This window comes from Achromobacter pulmonis, from assembly GCF_002885955.2.
Lineage (GTDB): Bacteria > Pseudomonadota > Gammaproteobacteria > Burkholderiales > Burkholderiaceae_B > Achromobacter > Achromobacter pulmonis_A.
In genome coordinates this window covers 190,481-208,198 of sequence record NZ_POQS01000003.1, presented here as the reverse complement: position 1 = coordinate 208,198, position 17,718 = coordinate 190,481, and the positions used below count along the sequence as shown (strand labels likewise).

The window sequence follows — 17,718 nt, the reverse complement described above, 5'->3', positions numbered from 1 at the left end:
TGGAATCGCTTCAACTTTTCAGGAGCGGCACTTGGCCCGCATCCATGCCCTGACCCGGCGCGACGACGCGCCCGCCATGCTGGTCCAGCTCACCGACAGCCACCTGTTCGGCGAGCCCGGCACCGTGATGCTGGGCGTCGACACCGACGCCAGCCTGCGCGCCGTGCTGCGCCAGATCGAGGCCGACGGCCGCCATCCCGACCTGCTGCTGGCCACCGGCGACCTGTCCCAGGACGGCGCGGCGGCGGCCTACCGCCGCTTTGCCTCCATCCTGTCCGAGGCGCCGGCGCTGGACCGCGCCACCATCCGCTGCCTGCCGGGCAACCATGACCTGCCTGCCGTGATGCGCGAGGAACTGGCGCAATGGTCCGAGCCGGTCACCGACGTGGGCGCCTGGCGCGTCGTGACGCTGGACACCACGGTGCCCGGCTCCGACGCGGGCCACCTGCCCGCCAGCCAGCTGGATCTGCTGGAGGCGGCCCTGGCCGAAGCGCCCGGGCGCCACACGCTGGTCGCGATGCACCACAACCCCATGCAGATCGACAGCCACTGGCACGACACGATGATGATCGACAACCCGCAGGCGCTGTTCAAGCTGCTGGCCCGCTGGCCGCAGGCCCGCGTGCTGCTGTGGGGACACGTGCACCACGACTTCGACCGCCGCCGCCACAACCTGCGCATGCTGGCCACGCCGTCCACGTGCTTCCAGTTCAGCATCCGCGACGGGCAGCACGTGGTGGACAACATGGCGCCGGGGTATCGCTGGATCAAGCTGTACCAGGACGGATCGCTGGCGACCGGCGTGCGGCGGGTGCAGGACGCGTTGTGGCGTCCGGCGCTGGCGGCGTCGGACAAGGTGCAGGCGGCCTAGGCATAAAAAACGGGGCACCAAGTTAATTATTGGTGCCCCGCAAACATCCGTCTCATAGGGGAGGGGAAAGAGGAGAAGCCGAGACGGACGACTAGACAGCCAACCGGAGTTCGCGGTCTACATGAAGTTAGGGCCTGTTAACACAAACCGCGAAGACCATCAGCCACCAGCACAAAGCTGAGGAAGCCCAGGTACATTGCATCGAGCTTCTCGAACCGAGAGAAAATTCGACGGTAGCCCTTCAGTCGCCGAAACAGCCTCTCGACCTCGTTGCGGCGCTTGTACATCACCCGGTCGTATTCCCAAGGCTCGATCCGGGTCCTCACCGGTGGCACTACTGGGATGAACCCCAGATCAAGGGCCAGTTGGCGCGTCTCGTTGCCCTCGTACGCCCGATCCATGAGCAGGTTAATTGGGCGGCTTGCAGGCCCAAGGCTTTGCAGCAGGCGCCTTCCCTCGGGGGCATCGTGGGCCTGTCCAGGCGACAGGCAGAACGTCACGGCCGTTCGAGCATCCGCGGCAACCATATGAATCTTGGTGTTCCATCCGCCTCGGGACTTGCCGATGGCCTGTGGGCCGTTTTTTTTAGAGCGCCAGTTCCATCGGGATGCACCTTGATACTCGTGGAGTCCAACGAAACCACCTCGATCTTCACGCGCACCAGCTGCTCGCGCTGCAGCTCCTCGAACATCTTGTCCAGCACACCTGCTTTGGTCCAGCGGCGCATGCGCGTGTAGATCGTGTGCCAATTGCCGAACCGATTGGGCAGCCCGCGCCACTTGCAGCCGTGTTCGGCCACATACAGCATGGCATTGACCACTTGCAGATTGCTCAGCCTGACGTTGCCACGCTGCACTGGCAAGCAGTGTTCGATGCGTTTGAATTGCTCGGGGGTGATCTCCATGCCTGCACTTTCACATCTGATCTATCAGAACGCAATTAGTGTTAACACGCCCTAGTCGGCGCGGCCCGCATTAAGTTTCTGGCGCGGCGCAAAAATTCCGGGTGAATTTGTATCAATTCATGTAACGGCCGCCAAGCGCGCAGCAAAAGACGAAGGCCGCTCGAAAGCGGCCTTTTGCATGGGCGGGCGGCAGGCGTGTCAGGCCTGGAGATTGCCGCGCATTTTCTTGAGGGCGGCGGCCTCGATCTGGCGGATGCGTTCGGCCGAGACGCCGAATTCCTGGGCCAGTTCGTGCAGCGTGGCGCCGCCGTCGTCCTGCAGCCAGCGCGCCTCGACGATGCGGCGCGAACGCGGGTCCAGCGCTTCCAGCGCGTCGCTCAGCCCGCTGCCCTGCAGCCGGTCGCGCGCGGCGCGCTCCAGGACCCGCGTGGGTTCCTGGCGGCCGTCGTCGGACAGATAGGCGATGGGCGCGTAGCTCTCATCGTCGTCGTCCTGGTTTTCCAGCGACATGTCGCGCCCGGACAGGCGCACTTCCATTTCGCTCACGTCTTCGCGGCGCACGTTCAGCTCGCGCGCGATGTGATCGACCTGCTCGGGGTCCAGCGTCTGGCCGTCGGGCCGCATGCTGCGCAGGTTGAAGAACAGCTTGCGCTGGGCCTTGGTGGTGGCCACCNACGGCCAGCGCCAGCGCCAGCGAGACGGCGCCGCGCAGGCCGCCCCACAGCATCACCACCTTGTACGGCCTGCTGACCTTGGTGCCCAGCCGGGTCAGGCCCAGCAACGGCAGCAGGCCGAACACCACGATGGCGCGCGCCGCCAGCGTGGTCACGAACAGCACCACCACCAGCAGCAGTTCCTGCCAGTCGGCCGCCGCCATCAGCTTCGGGATCAGCATGGCCGCGAACAGGAAGATCAGCGAATTGGCCCAGAACCCGAACTGTCCCCAGGCGCTGGACAGGTATTCGAACGTGGTGGGCGACATGCGGGTGCGGCCGGTGGAGCCGACCACCAGGCCGGCGATCACCGTGGCGACCACGCCCGAGACGTTCAGGTAGTGCTCGGAAATGAAGAAGGACAGATAGGCCAGCGTCAGCGTCAGCGTGATTTCGGCGGTGGGAAAGCCGCGCAGCCACGCGAACAGGAAGCAGGCCAGCCGCCCCATCGCGTAGCCGGCCAGGCCGCCGCCCAGGAAGTGCACGATGAAGTCGTTGAAAATGCCGCTCACGGTCAGTTCGCCGTGGCCGCCCAGCACCGCCAGCAGCACCGAGTACAAGGCGATGGAGGCCGCGTCGTTGAACAGGCTTTCGCCCTCGACCAGCGTGGTCAGGCGCTTGGGCGCGCCCACTTCGCGGAAAATGCCCACCACCGCCACCGGGTCGGTCGTGGCCACGATGGCGCCCAGCAGCAGGCAGACCACCAGGCCATAGGACGACACGGCGTCCAGCGCCACCCCGACGGCCACGGTGCACACCACCACGGCCACGATGGCCATCATCAGGATGGGGCCGATGTCGTCCATCAGGCGCCGCACGTTCATCGACAGCGCGGTCTCGAACAGCAGCACCGGCAGGAACACCATCAGGAAGGTTTCCGACGAGATCTCGAAGCGTTCCAGCGAATCCAGGAAATCGCCGATCCAGCGCGGCGCCCAGCCGTGCAGGTGCACGATGATGCCCAGCAGACAGCCGACGATGGCCAGCAGCACCGAGTACGGCAGCTTGAGGCGGCCGGCCAAAGGCGGCATGAAGCAGACCAGCGTGAGCAAACCGGCCAGGCCGAATACGAGAAAACCGACATCCATGGATAGCGCCGCGTCTGAGGCTAGGGAGAAATTTCACAAGAATAGCGGCTTTTTTCCCCAAGTCCGGGCGGCGAACTGTAGAGAATCGTAGAGAATGCACGTTTGGTTACCCCAATACGCAAGCGCGATACGCGTGGCGACGCGTTTTTTGGGTAATGTGGAATCGCTTCAACTTTTCAGGAGCGGCACTTGGCCCGCATCCATGCCCTGACCCGGCGCGACGACGCGCCCGCCATGCTGGTCCAGCTCACCGACAGCCACCTGTTCGGCGAGCCCGGCACCGTGATGCTGGGCGTCGACACCGACGCCAGCCTGCGCGCCGTGCTGCGCCAGATCGAGGCCGACGGCCGCCATCCCGACCTGCTGCTGGCCACCGGCGACCTGTCCCAGGACGGCGCGGCGGCGGCCTACCGCCGCTTTGCCTCCATCCTGTCCGAGGCGCCGGCGCTGGACCGCGCCACCATCCGCTGCCTGCCGGGCAACCATGACCTGCCTGCCGTGATGCGCGAGGAACTGGCGCAATGGTCCGAGCCGGTCACCGACGTGGGCGCCTGGCGCGTCGTGACGCTGGACACCACGGTGCCCGGCTCCGACGCGGGCCACCTGCCCGCCAGCCAGCTGGATCTGCTGGAGGCGGCCCTGGCCGAAGCGCCCGGGCGCCACACGCTGGTCGCGATGCACCACAACCCCATGCAGATCGACAGCCACTGGCACGACACGATGATGATCGACAACCCGCAGGCGCTGTTCAAGCTGCTGGCCCGCTGGCCGCAGGCCCGCGTGCTGCTGTGGGGACACGTGCACCACGACTTCGACCGCCGCCGCCACAACCTGCGCATGCTGGCCACGCCGTCCACGTGCTTCCAGTTCAGCATCCGCGACGGGCAGCACGTGGTGGACAACATGGCGCCGGGGTATCGCTGGATCAAGCTGTACCAGGACGGATCGCTGGCGACCGGCGTGCGGCGGGTGCAGGACGCGTTGTGGCGTCCGGCGCTGGCGGCGTCGGACAAGGTGCAGGCGGCCTAGGCATAAAAAACGGGGCACCAAGTTAATTATTGGTGCCCCGCAAACATCCGTCTCATAGGGGAGGGGAAAGAGGAGAAGCCGAGACGGACGACTAGACAGCCAACCGGAGTTCGCGGTCTACATGAAGTTAGGGCCTGTTAACACAAACCGCGAAGACCATCAGCCACCAGCACAAAGCTGAGGAAGCCCAGGTACATTGCATCGAGCTTCTCGAACCGAGAGAAAATTCGACGGTAGCCCTTCAGTCGCCGAAACAGCCTCTCGACCTCGTTGCGGCGCTTGTACATCACCCGGTCGTATTCCCAAGGCTCGATCCGGGTCCTCACCGGTGGCACTACTGGGATGAACCCCAGATCAAGGGCCAGTTGGCGCGTCTCGTTGCCCTCGTACGCCCGATCCATGAGCAGGTTAATTGGGCGGCTTGCAGGCCCAAGGCTTTGCAGCAGGCGCCTTCCCTCGGGGGCATCGTGGGCCTGTCCAGGCGACAGGCAGAACGTCACGGCCGTTCGAGCATCCGCGGCAACCATATGAATCTTGGTGTTCCATCCGCCTCGGGACTTGCCGATGGCCTGTGGGCCGTTTTTTTTAGAGCGCCAGTTCCATCGGGATGCACCTTGATACTCGTGGAGTCCAACGAAACCACCTCGATCTTCACGCGCACCAGCTGCTCGCGCTGCAGCTCCTCGAACATCTTGTCCAGCACACCTGCTTTGGTCCAGCGGCGCATGCGCGTGTAGATCGTGTGCCAATTGCCGAACCGATTGGGCAGCCCGCGCCACTTGCAGCCGTGTTCGGCCACATACAGCATGGCATTGACCACTTGCAGATTGCTCAGCCTGACGTTGCCACGCTGCACTGGCAAGCAGTGTTCGATGCGTTTGAATTGCTCGGGGGTGATCTCCATGCCTGCACTTTCACATCTGATCTATCAGAACGCAATTAGTGTTAACACGCCCTAGTCGGCGCGGCCCGCATTAAGTTTCTGGCGCGGCGCAAAAATTCCGGGTGAATTTGTATCAATTCATGTAACGGCCGCCAAGCGCGCAGCAAAAGACGAAGGCCGCTCGAAAGCGGCCTTTTGCATGGGCGGGCGGCAGGCGTGTCAGGCCTGGAGATTGCCGCGCATTTTCTTGAGGGCGGCGGCCTCGATCTGGCGGATGCGTTCGGCCGAGACGCCGAATTCCTGGGCCAGTTCGTGCAGCGTGGCGCCGCCGTCGTCCTGCAGCCAGCGCGCCTCGACGATGCGGCGCGAACGCGGGTCCAGCGCTTCCAGCGCGTCGCTCAGCCCGCTGCCCTGCAGCCGGTCGCGCGCGGCGCGCTCCAGGACCCGCGTGGGTTCCTGGCGGCCGTCGTCGGACAGATAGGCGATGGGCGCGTAGCTCTCATCGTCGTCGTCCTGGTTTTCCAGCGACATGTCGCGCCCGGACAGGCGCACTTCCATTTCGCTCACGTCTTCGCGGCGCACGTTCAGCTCGCGCGCGATGTGATCGACCTGCTCGGGGTCCAGCGTCTGGCCGTCGGGCCGCATGCTGCGCAGGTTGAAGAACAGCTTGCGCTGGGCCTTGGTGGTGGCCACCTTGACCAGGCGCCAGTTGCGGATGATGTATTCGTGGATTTCCGCCTTGATCCAGTGCACGGCGAACGACACCAGGCGCACGCCGCGCTCGGGGTCGAAACGCTTGACGGCCTTCATCAGGCCGACGTTGCCTTCCTGGATCAGGTCGGCGTGGGGCAGGCCGTAGCCCAGGTACTGGCGGGCCACGGACACCACCAGGCGCAGGTGCGACAGGATCAACTCGCGCGCCGCGCCCAGGTCTTCCTGGTCGCGCAGGCGGCGTCCCAGCTCGGTTTCTCGTTCAGCCGACAGCACCGGCAGGCGATTCACCGCGGAAATGTATGCGTCGATCGTGCCGAGCGCGCCCGGATTGCCGATGGCCAACGCCAGGGCGTTGCCGGAAGTGGCCAACGAGGTACTGGGTTGTTTCATAACGGGAGTCTCCGGAAGGCTTAAGGATGACGACATGAATTCGATGTTAGCACTCTAGTAAAGGGAGTGCTAATTCGACTATTGCGGCGCATCAAAGTTCCACCACACATGATTCGCCCCCAATTTTTTTGGCCCGAGGAGTTCGAGCCAGCGCAAGAATGGCCGCGCCGCAGCCGGGCCGCCCCAAGGCGGCGCAGCGTGGGTGTTCACACTACCAGCCCAGGCGCTTGAGGCCGTCGACCGTAGCCTGGCCGTCGGGGCGGATGAACAGCGCCCCGCGCGGGTCCAGGAAGACCTGGTAGCGGGCGCCGTCGAACAGGGGCATGTAGGCGCCGCTGCCGAATTGGACATCGACGAAGGGGAACCAGTTCGGGAAGTTTTTCTTCAGCGAACCGAGGTCGGGCGCGGGCCAGTCGTCCAGCGGATGCACCGAACGGGTGGCCGAGGCCTCGCGGGCCGCGTCGCTGTAGCGGCCGGACAGCCGCTCCAGGCGGTACAGCGGCGGCACGCCCGCCATCAGCGCCGGCACCTTCCAGCGCACCACCCGCGCGTCGATCTGCCACTGGTCGCCGTACAGCACGTACTGGCGGCTGCCGATGGCCGGCGCGCTGGCGTCCACCTGGAACTGGCCCTCGGCCAGCTGGCGGATCTCGACGCGGGCCACCGGCTCGTCGGTGGTCAGGCGGAAGAACTGCACCAGCGACAGGGCCAGCAGGCCGGACACGCAGCCCAGCAGCACCAGCATCAGCCCGAACAGGCGGCGCACCGGCCGGAGCTGGAACATTTTGCGGCCGCGCTCGTCGCGCGGGCCGCCCTTGCCCAGCAGCATGACGATGCCCGGCAGCAGGACGACGATGGCGCCCAGCAGTATCCAGACGAAAGGAGCGATTCCGTTGATCAAATCAGCCGTTCCCGATTAGGTAAGAACCGCCGCGGGCGGTGGCCGGCCAGTATAGAAGCGGCCTCAGGCCGCGGGTTTTCCAAGCCGCTCGACGTGAAACCGGATGTGATCCTCGATAAAGGTCGAGATGAAGTAATAGCCGTGGTCGTAGCCCTCGTGGCGACGCAGGGTCAACGGCTGGCCGGCGGCGGCGCAGGCCTGCTCGAATACCTCGGGATACAACTGTTCCGCCAGAAACTGGTCCGATTCTCCCTGGTCGATCAGGATGCCCCCGGGAAACGGCTGGCGGGCCTGGCGCATCAGCGCAGACGCGTCGTAGGCGGCCCAGTCCTGGACGTCGGCGCCCAGGTAGGCGCCGAAGGCCTTCTTGCCCCACGGGCACTGGCTGGGCGCGGCGATGGGCGCGAAGGCCGACACCGAACGGAACTTGGCGGGGTTGCGCAGCGCCAGCACCAGCGCGCCGTGGCCGCCCATGGAATGGCCGAAGATCCCGGTGCGCGACGCGTCGCCCGGCAGCGCGCCGCCGGTGACGATGGCATGCAGTTCTTCGGTCACGTAGCTGTACATGCGGTAGTGCGTGCGCCAGGCCGGCGTGGTGGCGTCCACGTAAAAGCCCGCGCCGGTGCCCAGGTCCCAGTTTTCGTCCTCGCCCGGCACGTTGGCCCCGCGCGGGCTGGTGTCCGGGGCCACCAGCATGACGCCCAGCTCCGCAGCCAGGCGCTGGGCGCCGGCCTTGATCATGAAAGTCTCTTCGGTGCAGGTCAGCCCGGCCAGGTAGAACAGGACGGGTACCGGGCCTTGCTCGGCCTGGGGCGGCAGATAGACCGAGAACCGCATGGGCAGGCCGATCTGCGCGGATTCGTGGCGGTAATAGCGCTGCCAGCCACCGAAACAGCGGTGCTGCGAGATGAGTTCGAGGGCCACGGCCATAGGTCTGCTCCAGTCGTAGGGGATGAAAAAACGCCCGCGGGTTAGGGTATATCCACGGTACGACGTTCCGTCGCCGAATGTTAACCTGCACGTATTCGGGTACGGACGACGAAAAAAATGACGGATCCTTGCCCATATCGCGATCACGGGACTTGACCGCCGCCTACCGTGGCACTATTTATATACCGTGAGAGAAGACAACCCGTTCTTCCGGATACGCAAGTCCTGACACTATGGCCCGTCTGCCCCGTCTGTACGCCCCTGGGCTGCCCCAATTGGTGCAGGCCAATTTCATCCAGCCGCTGGCGGCGCCGTCTCAACCCGCGCCGGCCGACATCCTGAACCAGCTGGCCACGTGGCTGGGCGAATCCGCCCAGCGCCATCGGGTCTCGGTTCATGGCTGGCTGCTCGCCAACGACCGCATCCTGCTGCTGGCCACGCCGGCCGACGAAGAAGGCCTGCCGCGGCTGATGCAGACGCTGGGCCGCAACCTGGCGGCGCGGCTGCGCGGCGGGCGCGTATTCGCCGGCCGTTACCGCTCGGCCCTGCTGGAGCCGGGCGCCTGGGTGCTGCCGGCCCTGGTCTGGCTGGAAACCTATCCCGTGCGCAGCGGCGCCTCGCAGGACCCGGACTCCTGGCCCTGGTCCTCGGCCGCCAGCCACACCGGCAACACCACGGCCGCCCCCGCCCAATGGCAGTCGGACCACGCCGATTACTGGGCCTGCGGCAACACGCCTTTCGACCGCCAGGCCAATTACCGCAAGCGCCTGCAGGACGGCCTGTCGCGCGAGGAAAGCCAGCGCATCGACCAGGCGGTTTCCGGCCAGTGGGCGCTGGGCGGCCCCGCCTTCATCGCCAGCCTGGCCCACACCGCCAGCCGGCGCGTGGCCCCGGGCCAGCGCGGACGCCCGCGCAAGAAGCCGGCCGCAGCCGCGCCGGCCGACGCCGAACCTTCCTCTTCCACGTCCAATTCCTGATCCGCCCCGTCCCGGGCGGATTCCTTTCCCCGTTTTCCTGCATGCATGCATGACGCGCCCTGGGCGCGTCGCGGCGCTCGCCATTGCGATTGCGCAACACCGGATTGCGGATACGAGCGGCCTCGACATCCAAAATTATCGGGGACGTATAACCAAAAAAACGGCCGAATCCCGGTCAAGCATCGCTTCTCCGTCTGCACCCCTGTCTGGAAACCCGCGCCAGGCAACGATCTAGATACGTCACCAAATAATCATCCTATGAGCGACCATAAATATAATTAGGGACATACCCTGTTTTTTCCTATTGCACCCTGCTCCTGTCAGGGGTATTGTCCGTCTCCTGCACTGCAACATCACGACGCAGGCCTACTGCGGAGCGCGCCATGCCCCAAAACACCCAGATCGAATCCTGTCTCCCGCCCAAGGCGACCCCCATCGATGCGAGCCGCATCGGTCTGCCTCCCGCCCAGGGCCTGTACCACCCCAAGAACGAACATGACGCCTGCGGCGTCGGTTTCGTCGCCCACATCAAGGGCAAGAAAAGCCACGCCATCATCCAGCAGGGCCTGAAGATCCTGGAGAACCTGGACCATCGCGGCGCGGTGGGCGCGGACAAGCTGATGGGCGACGGCGCCGGCATCCTGATCCAGATCCCCGACGCGCTGTACCGCGACGAGCTGAGCCAGCAGGGCATCGTCCTGCCGCCGCCCGGCGAATACGGCGTGGCCATGGTGTTCCTGCCCAAGGAAACCGCCTCGCGCCTGGCCTGCGAGCAAGAGCTGGAGCGTTCGGTGCGCGCCGAGGGCCAGGTCGTGCTGGGCTGGCGCAATGTGCCGGTGGACGTGGACATGCCCATGTCGCCCGCCGTGCGCGCCTGCGAGCCGGTGATCCGCCAGCTGTTCATCGGCCGCGGCGCCGACGTGATGGTGCCGGACGCGCTGGAACGCAAGCTGTACGTGATCCGCAAGACCGCCAGCCACGCCATCCAGAACATGCATCTGGCGCATGGCAAGGAATACTTCGTGCCCTCGGCCTCGGTGCGCACCGTGGTCTACAAGGGCCTGCTGCTGGCCGACCAGGTCGGCCGCTACTACCGCGACCTGGCCGACACCCGCACCGTCTCGGCCCTGGCCCTGGTGCACCAGCGCTTCTCCACCAATACCTTCCCGGCCTGGCCGCTGGCCCACCCGTACCGCATGATCGCCCACAACGGCGAAATCAACACGGTCAAGGGCAACTTCAACTGGCTGCGCGCGCGCGAAGGCATGATGCAGTCGGCCGTGCTGGGCGACGACCTGAAGAAGCTGTACCCCATCGTCTACGAAGGCCAGTCCGACACCGCGACCTTCGACAACTGCCTGGAACTGCTGGTGAACTCGGGCTACTCGCTGGCCCACGCCATGATGATGATGATCCCGGAAGCCTGGGAGCAGCACACGCAGATGGACGAAAGCCGCCGCGCTTTCTACGAGTACCACGCCGCCATGATGGAGCCGTGGGACGGCCCGGCCGCGGTCGCGTTCACCGACGGCCGCCAGATCGGCGCCACGCTGGACCGTAACGGCCTGCGCCCGGCGCGCTACCTGGTCACCGACGACGACATGGTGATCCTGGCCTCCGAGGCCGGCACGCTGTCCATCCCCGAGAACCGCATCGTCAAGAAGTGGCGCCTGCAGCCGGGCAAGATGTTCCTGATCGACCTGGAGCAGGGCCGCATCATCGACGACGCCGAGATCAAGCTGCAGCTGTCCAACAGCCGCCCCTACCGCCAGTGGATCGAGCGCCTGCAGATCAAGCTGGAATCGCTGCCGGCGCCGCGCCAGGCCGCCACGGCCACGCAATCGCCGGTCTCGCTGCTGGACCGCCAGCAGGCTTTCGGCTGGACCCAGGAAGACTACAAGTTCATCCTCGAGCCCATGGCCGCCAGCGGCGAGGAAGTGATCGGCTCGATGGGCAACGACGCCCCGCTGGCTGTGCTGTCGGACCGCGCCAAGCCGTTCTACAACTATTTCCGCCAGCTGTTCGCGCAGGTCACCAACCCGCCGATCGACCCGATCCGCGAGCAGCTGGTGATGTCGCTGGTGTCGTTCATCGGCCCTAAGCCCAACCTGCTGGACATCAACAACGTCAACCCGCCGCTGCGCCTGGAAGTGTCGCAGCCGGTGCTGGACTTCGCCGCCATGGCGCAGATCCGCGACATCGAGCAGGTGACGGGCAAGAAGTTCCGCAGCTTCGAGCTGGACATCACCTATCCGGCCGCCTGGGGTCCCGAGGGCATCGAAGCCCGCGTGGCCGCGCTGTGCGCGCGCGCCGTGGACGCGGTGCGCAGCGGCTACAACATCCTGATCGTGTCCGACCGCCTGGTCGACAGCGAACGCGTGGCCATCCCCGCGCTGCTGGCCACCTCGGCGGTGCACCAGCACCTGATCCGCGCCGGCCTGCGCACCAACACCGGCCTGGTCGTGGAGACCGGCTCGGCGCGCGAGGTGCACCATTTCGCGCTGCTGGGCGGCTATGGCGCCGAAGCCATCCACCCCTACCTGGCGCTGGAATCGCTGGGCAAGATGAATGACCCCGAAAAGGCGGTCAAGAACTACATCAAGGCGATCGGCAAGGGCCTGAACAAGGTCATGTCCAAGATGGGCATTTCCACCTACATGTCCTACACCGGCGCGCAGATCTTCGAAGCCGTGGGCCTGCAAAGCGCCCTGGTGAACAAGTACTTCACCGGCACCGCCTCCAACATCGAAGGCATCGGCATCTTCCAGGTCGCCGAGGAAGCGCTGCGCCAGCACCGCGCCGCCTTCGGCACCGATCCGGTCCTGGCCAACGACCTGGACGCGGGCGGCGAATACGCCTATCGCGTGCGCGGCGAAGAGCACATGTGGACGCCGGACTCCATCGCCAAGCTGCAGCACGCCTCGCGCGCCAACAACTACCGCACGTACAAGGAGTACGCGCAGATCATCAACGACCAGAGCCGCCGCCACATGACGCTGCGCGGCCTGTTCGAGTTCCGCTTCGATCCGTCGCGCGCCATCCCGCTGGACGACGTCGAGCCGGCCAAGGAGATCGTCAAGCGCTTCGCCACCGGCGCCATGTCGCTGGGCTCGATCTCGACCGAGGCGCACTCGGTGCTGGCCGTGGCCATGAACCGCATCGGCGGCAAGTCCAACACCGGCGAAGGCGGCGAGGACGAACTGCGCTACCGCGCCGAGATGCGCGAAGGCAAGAGCCTCATCAAGGACGGCGACACGCTGGCCTCGGTGCTGGGCGCCGAGCGCATCGAAGCCGACGTCGCGCTGAAGAAGGGCGACTCGCTGCGCTCGAAGATCAAGCAGGTGGCCTCGGGCCGTTTCGGCGTGACCGCCGAATACCTGTCCTCGGCCGACCAGATCCAGATCAAGATGGCCCAGGGCGCCAAGCCCGGCGAGGGCGGCCAGCTGCCCGGCCACAAGGTGTCGGAATACATCGCCAAGCTGCGCTATTCGGTGCCGGGCGTGGGCCTGATCTCGCCCCCGCCGCACCACGACATCTATTCCATCGAAGACCTGGCCCAGCTGATCCACGACCTGAAGAACGTCAATTCCAAGGCCTCGATCTCGGTCAAGCTGGTGTCCGAAGTGGGCGTGGGCACGGTGGCCGCGGGCGTGGCCAAGGCCAAGGCCGACCACGTCGTGATCGCCGGCCATGACGGCGGCACGGGCGCCTCGCCGGTGTCGTCCATCAAGCACGTCGGCACGCCCTGGGAGCTGGGCCTGGCCGAGACGCAGCAGACGCTGGTGCTCAACCGCCTGCGCAGCCGCATCCGCGTGCAGGCCGACGGCCAGATGAAGACCGGCCGCGACGTGGTCATCGGCGCGCTGCTGGGCGCCGACGAATTCGGCTTCGCCACCGCGCCCCTGGTCGTCGAAGGCTGCATCATGATGCGCAAGTGCCACCTGAACACCTGCCCGGTGGGCGTGGCCACGCAGGACCCGGTGCTGCGCAAGAAATTCCAGGGCAAACCCGAGCACGTCGTCAACTTCTTCTTCTTCATCGCCGAGGAAGTGCGCGAAATCATGGCCCAGCTGGGCATCCGCAAGTTCGACGACCTGATCGGCCGCGCCGACCTGCTCGACATGCGTTCGGGCGTGGAGCACTGGAAGGCCCAGGGCCTGGACTTCACCCGCGTGTTCCACCAGACCCTGTCCGACGCCGAAGTGCGCCAGACCGAAGCGCAGGACCACGGCCTGGCCGGCGCGCTGGACCACCAGCTGATCGAGCGCAGCAAGCCGGCGCTGGAGCGCGGCGAGAAGGTCTCGTTCATCGTGCCGGTGCGCAACCGCAACCGCACCATCGGCGCCATGCTGTCGGGCGCGGTGGCCGCGCGCTACGGCCACGAGGGCCTGCCGGACGACACCATCCACATCCAGTGCAATGGCACCGCCGGCCAGAGCTTCGGCGCCTTCTTGGCCCATGGCATCACCATGGACCTGGTGGGCGAAGGCAACGACTACGTCGGCAAGGGCCTGTCGGGCGGCCGCATCATCGTGCGCTCGCCCAACGATTTCCGCGGCTTCGGCCCGGATCACATCATCGCCGGCAACACCGTGCTGTACGGCGCGCTGGCGGGCGAGGCGTTCTTCAACGGCGTGGCCGGCGAACGCTTCGCGGTGCGCAACTCGGGCGCGGCCACCGTCGTGGAAGGCACCGGCGACCACGGCTGCGAATACATGACCGGCGGCACCGTCGTGGTGCTGGGCGCCACCGGCCGCAACTTCGCGGCCGGCATGTCCGGCGGCGTGGCCTATGTGTGGGACCCGGAGCGCACGCTCAAGCACCGCGCCAACCTGTCCATGGTCGAACTGGAACCCGTGGTCCCGCACGCCGAACAGGCCGCGCAGGACAACATGGACACCTGGCACAGCGCCCAGCGCGGCGGCGAACGCGAGACGGACGAAACCATCCTGCGCCGCCTGGTGGAAGACCACTTCCGCTACACCGGCAGCTTCCGCGCCCGCGAAATCCTGGGCGACTGGGAAGCCTCGCGCGGCAAATTCGTAAAGGTCATGCCGACGGACTACCGCCGCGCATTGGGTGAAATGTGGCGTGCAGCCAACCCGCAACAACTGGCTGCGTGAGGGAAATCATGGGAAAGATCACCGGATTCATGGAATACCAGCGCCTGCAGGAGGCCTCCGAGGCCCCGCAGAAGCGCCTGAAGAACTGGCGCGAGTTCGTGCTGCACCTGACCGACGAGCAGGCCAAGCAGCAGGCGGCGCGCTGCATGGACTGCGGCATCCCGTTCTGCAACAACGGCTGCCCGGTCAACAACATCATCCCGGACTGGAACGACCTGGTGTACCGCCAGGACTGGAAGCGCGCGCTGGACGTGCTGCACTCCACCAACAACTTCCCGGAATTCACCGGCCGCATCTGCCCGGCGCCGTGCGAAGCCGCCTGTACCTTGAACATCAACAGCGAGGCCGTGGGCATCAAGTCCATCGAGCACGCCATCATCGACAAGGGCTGGGCCGAAGGCTGGGTCACGCCGCAGGTGCCGGCGCGCAAGACCGGCAAAAAGGTCGCGGTGGTGGGCTCCGGCCCGGCGGGCATGGCGTGCTCGCAGCAGCTGGCGCGCGCCGGCCATTCCGTGACCCTGTTCGAAAAGAGCGACCGCATCGGCGGGCTGCTGCGCTACGGTATCCCCGACTTCAAGCTGGAAAAGCACCAGATCGACCGCCGCATCTCGCAGATGGAGGCCGAAGGCGTGGAGTTCGCGCCCTCGACCTATATCGGCAACCCCAGCGACCCGGTGGCCGACGGCCTCACGGTGCGCACGCCTGAATCGCTGCTGGCCGAGTTCGACGCCGTGGTGATGAGCGGCGGCTCGGAAACCCCGCGCGACCTGCCGGTGCCGGGCCGCGAGCTGTCCGGCGTGTACTTCGCCATGGACTTCCTGCGCCAGCAGAACAAGGCCGTGGCCGGCGACCGCCTGGCCAACCAGACGCTGGCCAAGGGCAAGCACGTGGTGGTGATCGGCGGCGGCGACACGGGTTCGGACTGCGTCGGCACCAGCAACCGCCACGGCGCGGCCTCGGTCACGCAATTCGAGCTGATGCCCCAGCCGCCCGAGTCGGAAAACAAGGCCATGACCTGGCCCTACTGGCCGCTCAAGCTGCGCACCTCGTCCTCGCACGAGGAAGGCTGCGAGCGCGACTGGTCGGTGACCACCAAGCTGCTCAAGGGCAGCAACGGCCGCGTCGAGAAACTGGTCGGCGCGCGCGTCGAATGGTTCAAGGACGAAGCCACCGGCCAGATGAAGATGCGCGAAGTCGAAGGCTCGGAGTTCGAGATCAAGGCCGACCTGGTGCTGCTGGCCATGGGCTTCGTGTCGCCGGTGCAGACCGTGCTCGACGCCTTCGGCGTGGACCGCGACGCGCGCGGCAACGTGCGCGCCAACACCGACGACTACCGCACCAACGTGGAAAAGGTCTTCGCCGCCGGCGACATGCGCCGCGGCCAGTCGCTGGTGGTCTGGGCCATCCGCGAAGGCCGCCAGTGCGCGCGCGCCGTGGACGCCTACTTGATGGGGTCGAGCGAACTGCCGCGCTGAGCCTGGGCGCAGCATGCGACGCCGCCGGCGCGAAAGCGCGCGGCGGCGTTTTTCATGGGTCGTGCTACGACTTGTTGCAACATAACCACTTTTTCCTTGCGGTCTTTTCACGGTTTGACACGCGTCAACCGGGGTCCGGAGCAGGTTTGAGAACCTAGCTGCTCAACCCCAGAAAAGATCGGAGAGGAAAATGTTTTCGCTGCACAGCCACGTCCGCGCCACCGCCATCGCCGGCCTGATCGCCGCCGCCTCGCTCGCCGCCCCCGCGCATGCGCACGAGGCCGGGGACGTGCTGGTCAAGGTTGGCGCCACCAGCGTCATGCCGGCCTCCAACAACGGCAGCGTGCTCGACGGCAGCGTCAAGCTCGACGTCAACAACAACGTCCGCCCCAGCTTCACGCTCACCTACATGGCCACGCGCAACATCGGCATCGAACTGCTCGGCGCCTGGCCCTTCCAGCACGACATCCGCGGCAGCGGCCTGGGCAAGATCGGCACCACCAAGCACCTGCCGCCCACGCTGAGCCTGCAATGGCACATCCTGCCCGACAGCATGATCCAGCCCTACATCGGCGTCGGCATCAACTACACCACCTTCTTCGACACCCAGACCAAGGGCGCGCTGAGCGGCTCGGACCTGAAGCTGAAGGATTCGTGGGGCGTGGCCGCGCAGCTCGGCGCGGACATCAAGATCAATGACCGCTGGTTCATGAACGCGGATATCCGCTATATCGACATCTCGTCCAAGGTGAAGCTGGACGGCCAGCACATCGGCACCGCCCGCATCAACCCGTGGGTCGCCACGGTGGGCGTGGGCTACCGCTTCTGAGCGGCCTGTTGCAAGGTCTGGCGCAGCGCCTGCAGCGCCGGCGTGTCGTCGTCGGCGCGCCAGACCAGCTGGGTCAGGGCGCGCGCATGGGAGCCGGGCAGGGCGCCGACGCGCACCGAATGCGCCGGCCCCAGCACCTCCAGCACCGAACGCGGCACGATGGCCACGCCCGATCCGGCCGCCACGCAGGCCACGATGGCGTGATACGACGCGAACTCCATCACGTTGGCCGGCGTCACGCCTTCCTGGTTCAGCCATGACTCCAGGATGCGGCGGTACGAACACCCCGCCGCGAACGCGATGACGCTGCGCCCGCTCAATTCCTGCGCCCGCCCGACCGGCCCCCAGGCCGCGGGCGAGATCAGCGCCAGCTCTTCGCGAAACGCGTCCATCGCCGCCAGCCCCTGCGCCGGAAACGGCCGGGCCACGAAAGCGGCTTCGATAGCGTAGCCGCGCACCTGCTCGGCCAGCGCCGCCGAAGTGCCCGTCACCAGCTCGATGCGCACCTGCGGCCAGGCCGCGTGATAGGCCGCCAGAATGGGCGGCAGGCGCGCGGCCGCGGTGCTTTCCATGGTGCCGATGCGCAGCACGCCGCGCGGCGCGCCCTCGCGCACCGCGGCCTGGGCCTCGTCCGACAGGCGCAGCAGGCGGTCGGCGTAGGACAGCAGCACGCGGCCCTGGTCCGACAGCACCAGGCGGCGGTTCTGGCGCCGAAAGAGCGGCGTCTGCAGCTCGGCTTCGAGTTGCTTGAGGCGGGTCGACACATTGGACTGCACGCGGTTCAGGTGCGCGGCGGCGCGCGCCACGCCGCCCTGGTCGGCCACCGCCTTGAATATCTGCAGCGCGTCGAGGTCCAAGTTTCTCATTTCAAGAACTCGTGTTCTGAATAAT

The 17,718-nt window shown here is 66.4% G+C and carries 12 protein-coding genes and 2 pseudogenes; 6 read left to right on the top strand and 8 right to left on the bottom strand.

Annotation, left to right across the window (positions count from 1 at the left end; translation table 11 throughout):
* Positions 1-31: 31 nt before the first annotated feature.
* Entirely contained in the window at positions 32-871 is an 840-nt protein-coding gene (gene cpdA / locus C1I89_RS12250) for a 3',5'-cyclic-AMP phosphodiesterase (RefSeq protein WP_102773062.1), read from the top strand.
* A 137-nt stretch (positions 872-1,008) separates the two neighbouring features.
* Here the strand turns inward: cpdA (C1I89_RS12250) and C1I89_RS12245 are convergent.
* The 3 genes and pseudogenes from C1I89_RS12245 to C1I89_RS12235 all read right to left on the bottom strand — a co-directional run.
* A protein-coding gene (locus C1I89_RS12245; RefSeq protein WP_102771781.1) for an IS5 family transposase occupies positions 1,009-1,775 on the bottom strand; the annotation gives its coding sequence in 2 pieces (ribosomal slippage) (positions 1,009-1,460 and positions 1,460-1,775; 768 coding nt in all).
* Between the two features lie 198 nt (positions 1,776-1,973).
* Positions 1,974-2,462: pseudogene (locus C1I89_RS12240) on the bottom strand (sigma-70 family RNA polymerase sigma factor); the annotation flags it as partial.
* Positions 2,419-3,576: pseudogene (locus tag C1I89_RS12235) on the bottom strand (cation:proton antiporter); the annotation flags it as partial. The pseudogenes C1I89_RS12235 and C1I89_RS12240, both read right to left, overlap by 44 nt.
* A 189-nt stretch (positions 3,577-3,765) precedes the next feature.
* On the opposite strand from C1I89_RS12235, the gene cpdA (C1I89_RS12230) reads away from it, so the two are divergent.
* A complete protein-coding gene (gene cpdA / locus C1I89_RS12230) occupies positions 3,766-4,605 on the top strand; it encodes a 3',5'-cyclic-AMP phosphodiesterase (protein WP_102773062.1) in 840 nt (279 codons plus the stop codon).
* 137 nt (positions 4,606-4,742) lie between these two features.
* Here cpdA (C1I89_RS12230) and C1I89_RS12225 read toward each other — a convergent pair.
* The 4 genes from C1I89_RS12225 to fghA all read right to left on the bottom strand — a co-directional run bounded on the left by C1I89_RS12225 (position 4,743) and on the right by fghA (position 8,423).
* Positions 4,743-5,509, bottom strand: a protein-coding gene (locus C1I89_RS12225) for an IS5 family transposase (RefSeq protein ID WP_102771781.1) whose coding sequence is annotated in 2 segments (ribosomal slippage) — positions 4,743-5,194 and positions 5,194-5,509 — 768 coding nt in all. Because the reading frame shifts where the segments join, the coding sequence is not laid out codon by codon here.
* A gap of 198 nt (positions 5,510-5,707) precedes the next feature.
* Positions 5,708-6,592, bottom strand: coding sequence for an RNA polymerase sigma factor RpoH (gene rpoH / locus C1I89_RS12220; protein WP_102773061.1), 885 nt, complete (start codon positions 6,590-6,592; stop codon positions 5,708-5,710).
* 211 nt (positions 6,593-6,803) lie between these two features.
* Positions 6,804-7,493 carry a hypothetical protein gene (locus C1I89_RS12215; protein WP_102773060.1) on the bottom strand — a complete coding sequence of 230 codons (690 nt, stop codon included), beginning with the start codon at positions 7,491-7,493 and terminating at the stop codon, positions 6,804-6,806.
* A 63-nt stretch (positions 7,494-7,556) separates the two neighbouring features.
* Positions 7,557-8,423, bottom strand: coding sequence for an S-formylglutathione hydrolase (gene fghA / locus C1I89_RS12210; RefSeq protein ID WP_102773059.1), 867 nt, complete (start codon positions 8,421-8,423; stop codon positions 7,557-7,559).
* Positions 8,424-8,656: 233 nt separating this feature from the next.
* Between fghA and C1I89_RS12205 the strand changes: the two genes are divergently transcribed.
* The 4 genes from C1I89_RS12205 (at position 8,657) to C1I89_RS12190 (ending at position 16,827) form a co-directional block, all read left to right on the top strand.
* Positions 8,657-9,400: a hypothetical protein gene (locus C1I89_RS12205; RefSeq protein WP_102773058.1), complete on the top strand. Its 744-nt coding sequence runs from the start codon at positions 8,657-8,659 to the stop codon at positions 9,398-9,400.
* Positions 9,401-9,783: 383 nt separating this feature from the next.
* Positions 9,784-14,523, top strand: a complete 4,740-nt coding sequence (locus tag C1I89_RS12200; protein ID WP_102773056.1) for a glutamate synthase-related protein — start codon at positions 9,784-9,786, stop codon at positions 14,521-14,523.
* 8 nt (positions 14,524-14,531) lie between these two features.
* The gene (locus C1I89_RS12195; protein ID WP_102773053.1) at positions 14,532-15,998 is read left to right on the top strand and encodes a glutamate synthase subunit beta; all 1,467 of its coding nucleotides are present in this window, start codon (positions 14,532-14,534) and stop codon (positions 15,996-15,998) included.
* Between the two features lie 190 nt (positions 15,999-16,188).
* Complete coding sequence (locus C1I89_RS12190) at positions 16,189-16,827, top strand: OmpW/AlkL family protein (RefSeq protein ID WP_102773051.1); 639 nt, start codon at positions 16,189-16,191, stop codon at positions 16,825-16,827.
* On the opposite strand, the gene C1I89_RS12185 is transcribed toward C1I89_RS12190, so the two are convergent.
* A complete protein-coding gene (locus C1I89_RS12185; protein WP_102773048.1) occupies positions 16,815-17,693 on the bottom strand; it encodes a LysR family transcriptional regulator in 879 nt (292 codons plus the stop codon). The two genes, C1I89_RS12190 and C1I89_RS12185, sit on opposite strands and share 13 nt — an antisense overlap.
* Positions 17,694-17,718 lie beyond the last annotated feature (25 nt).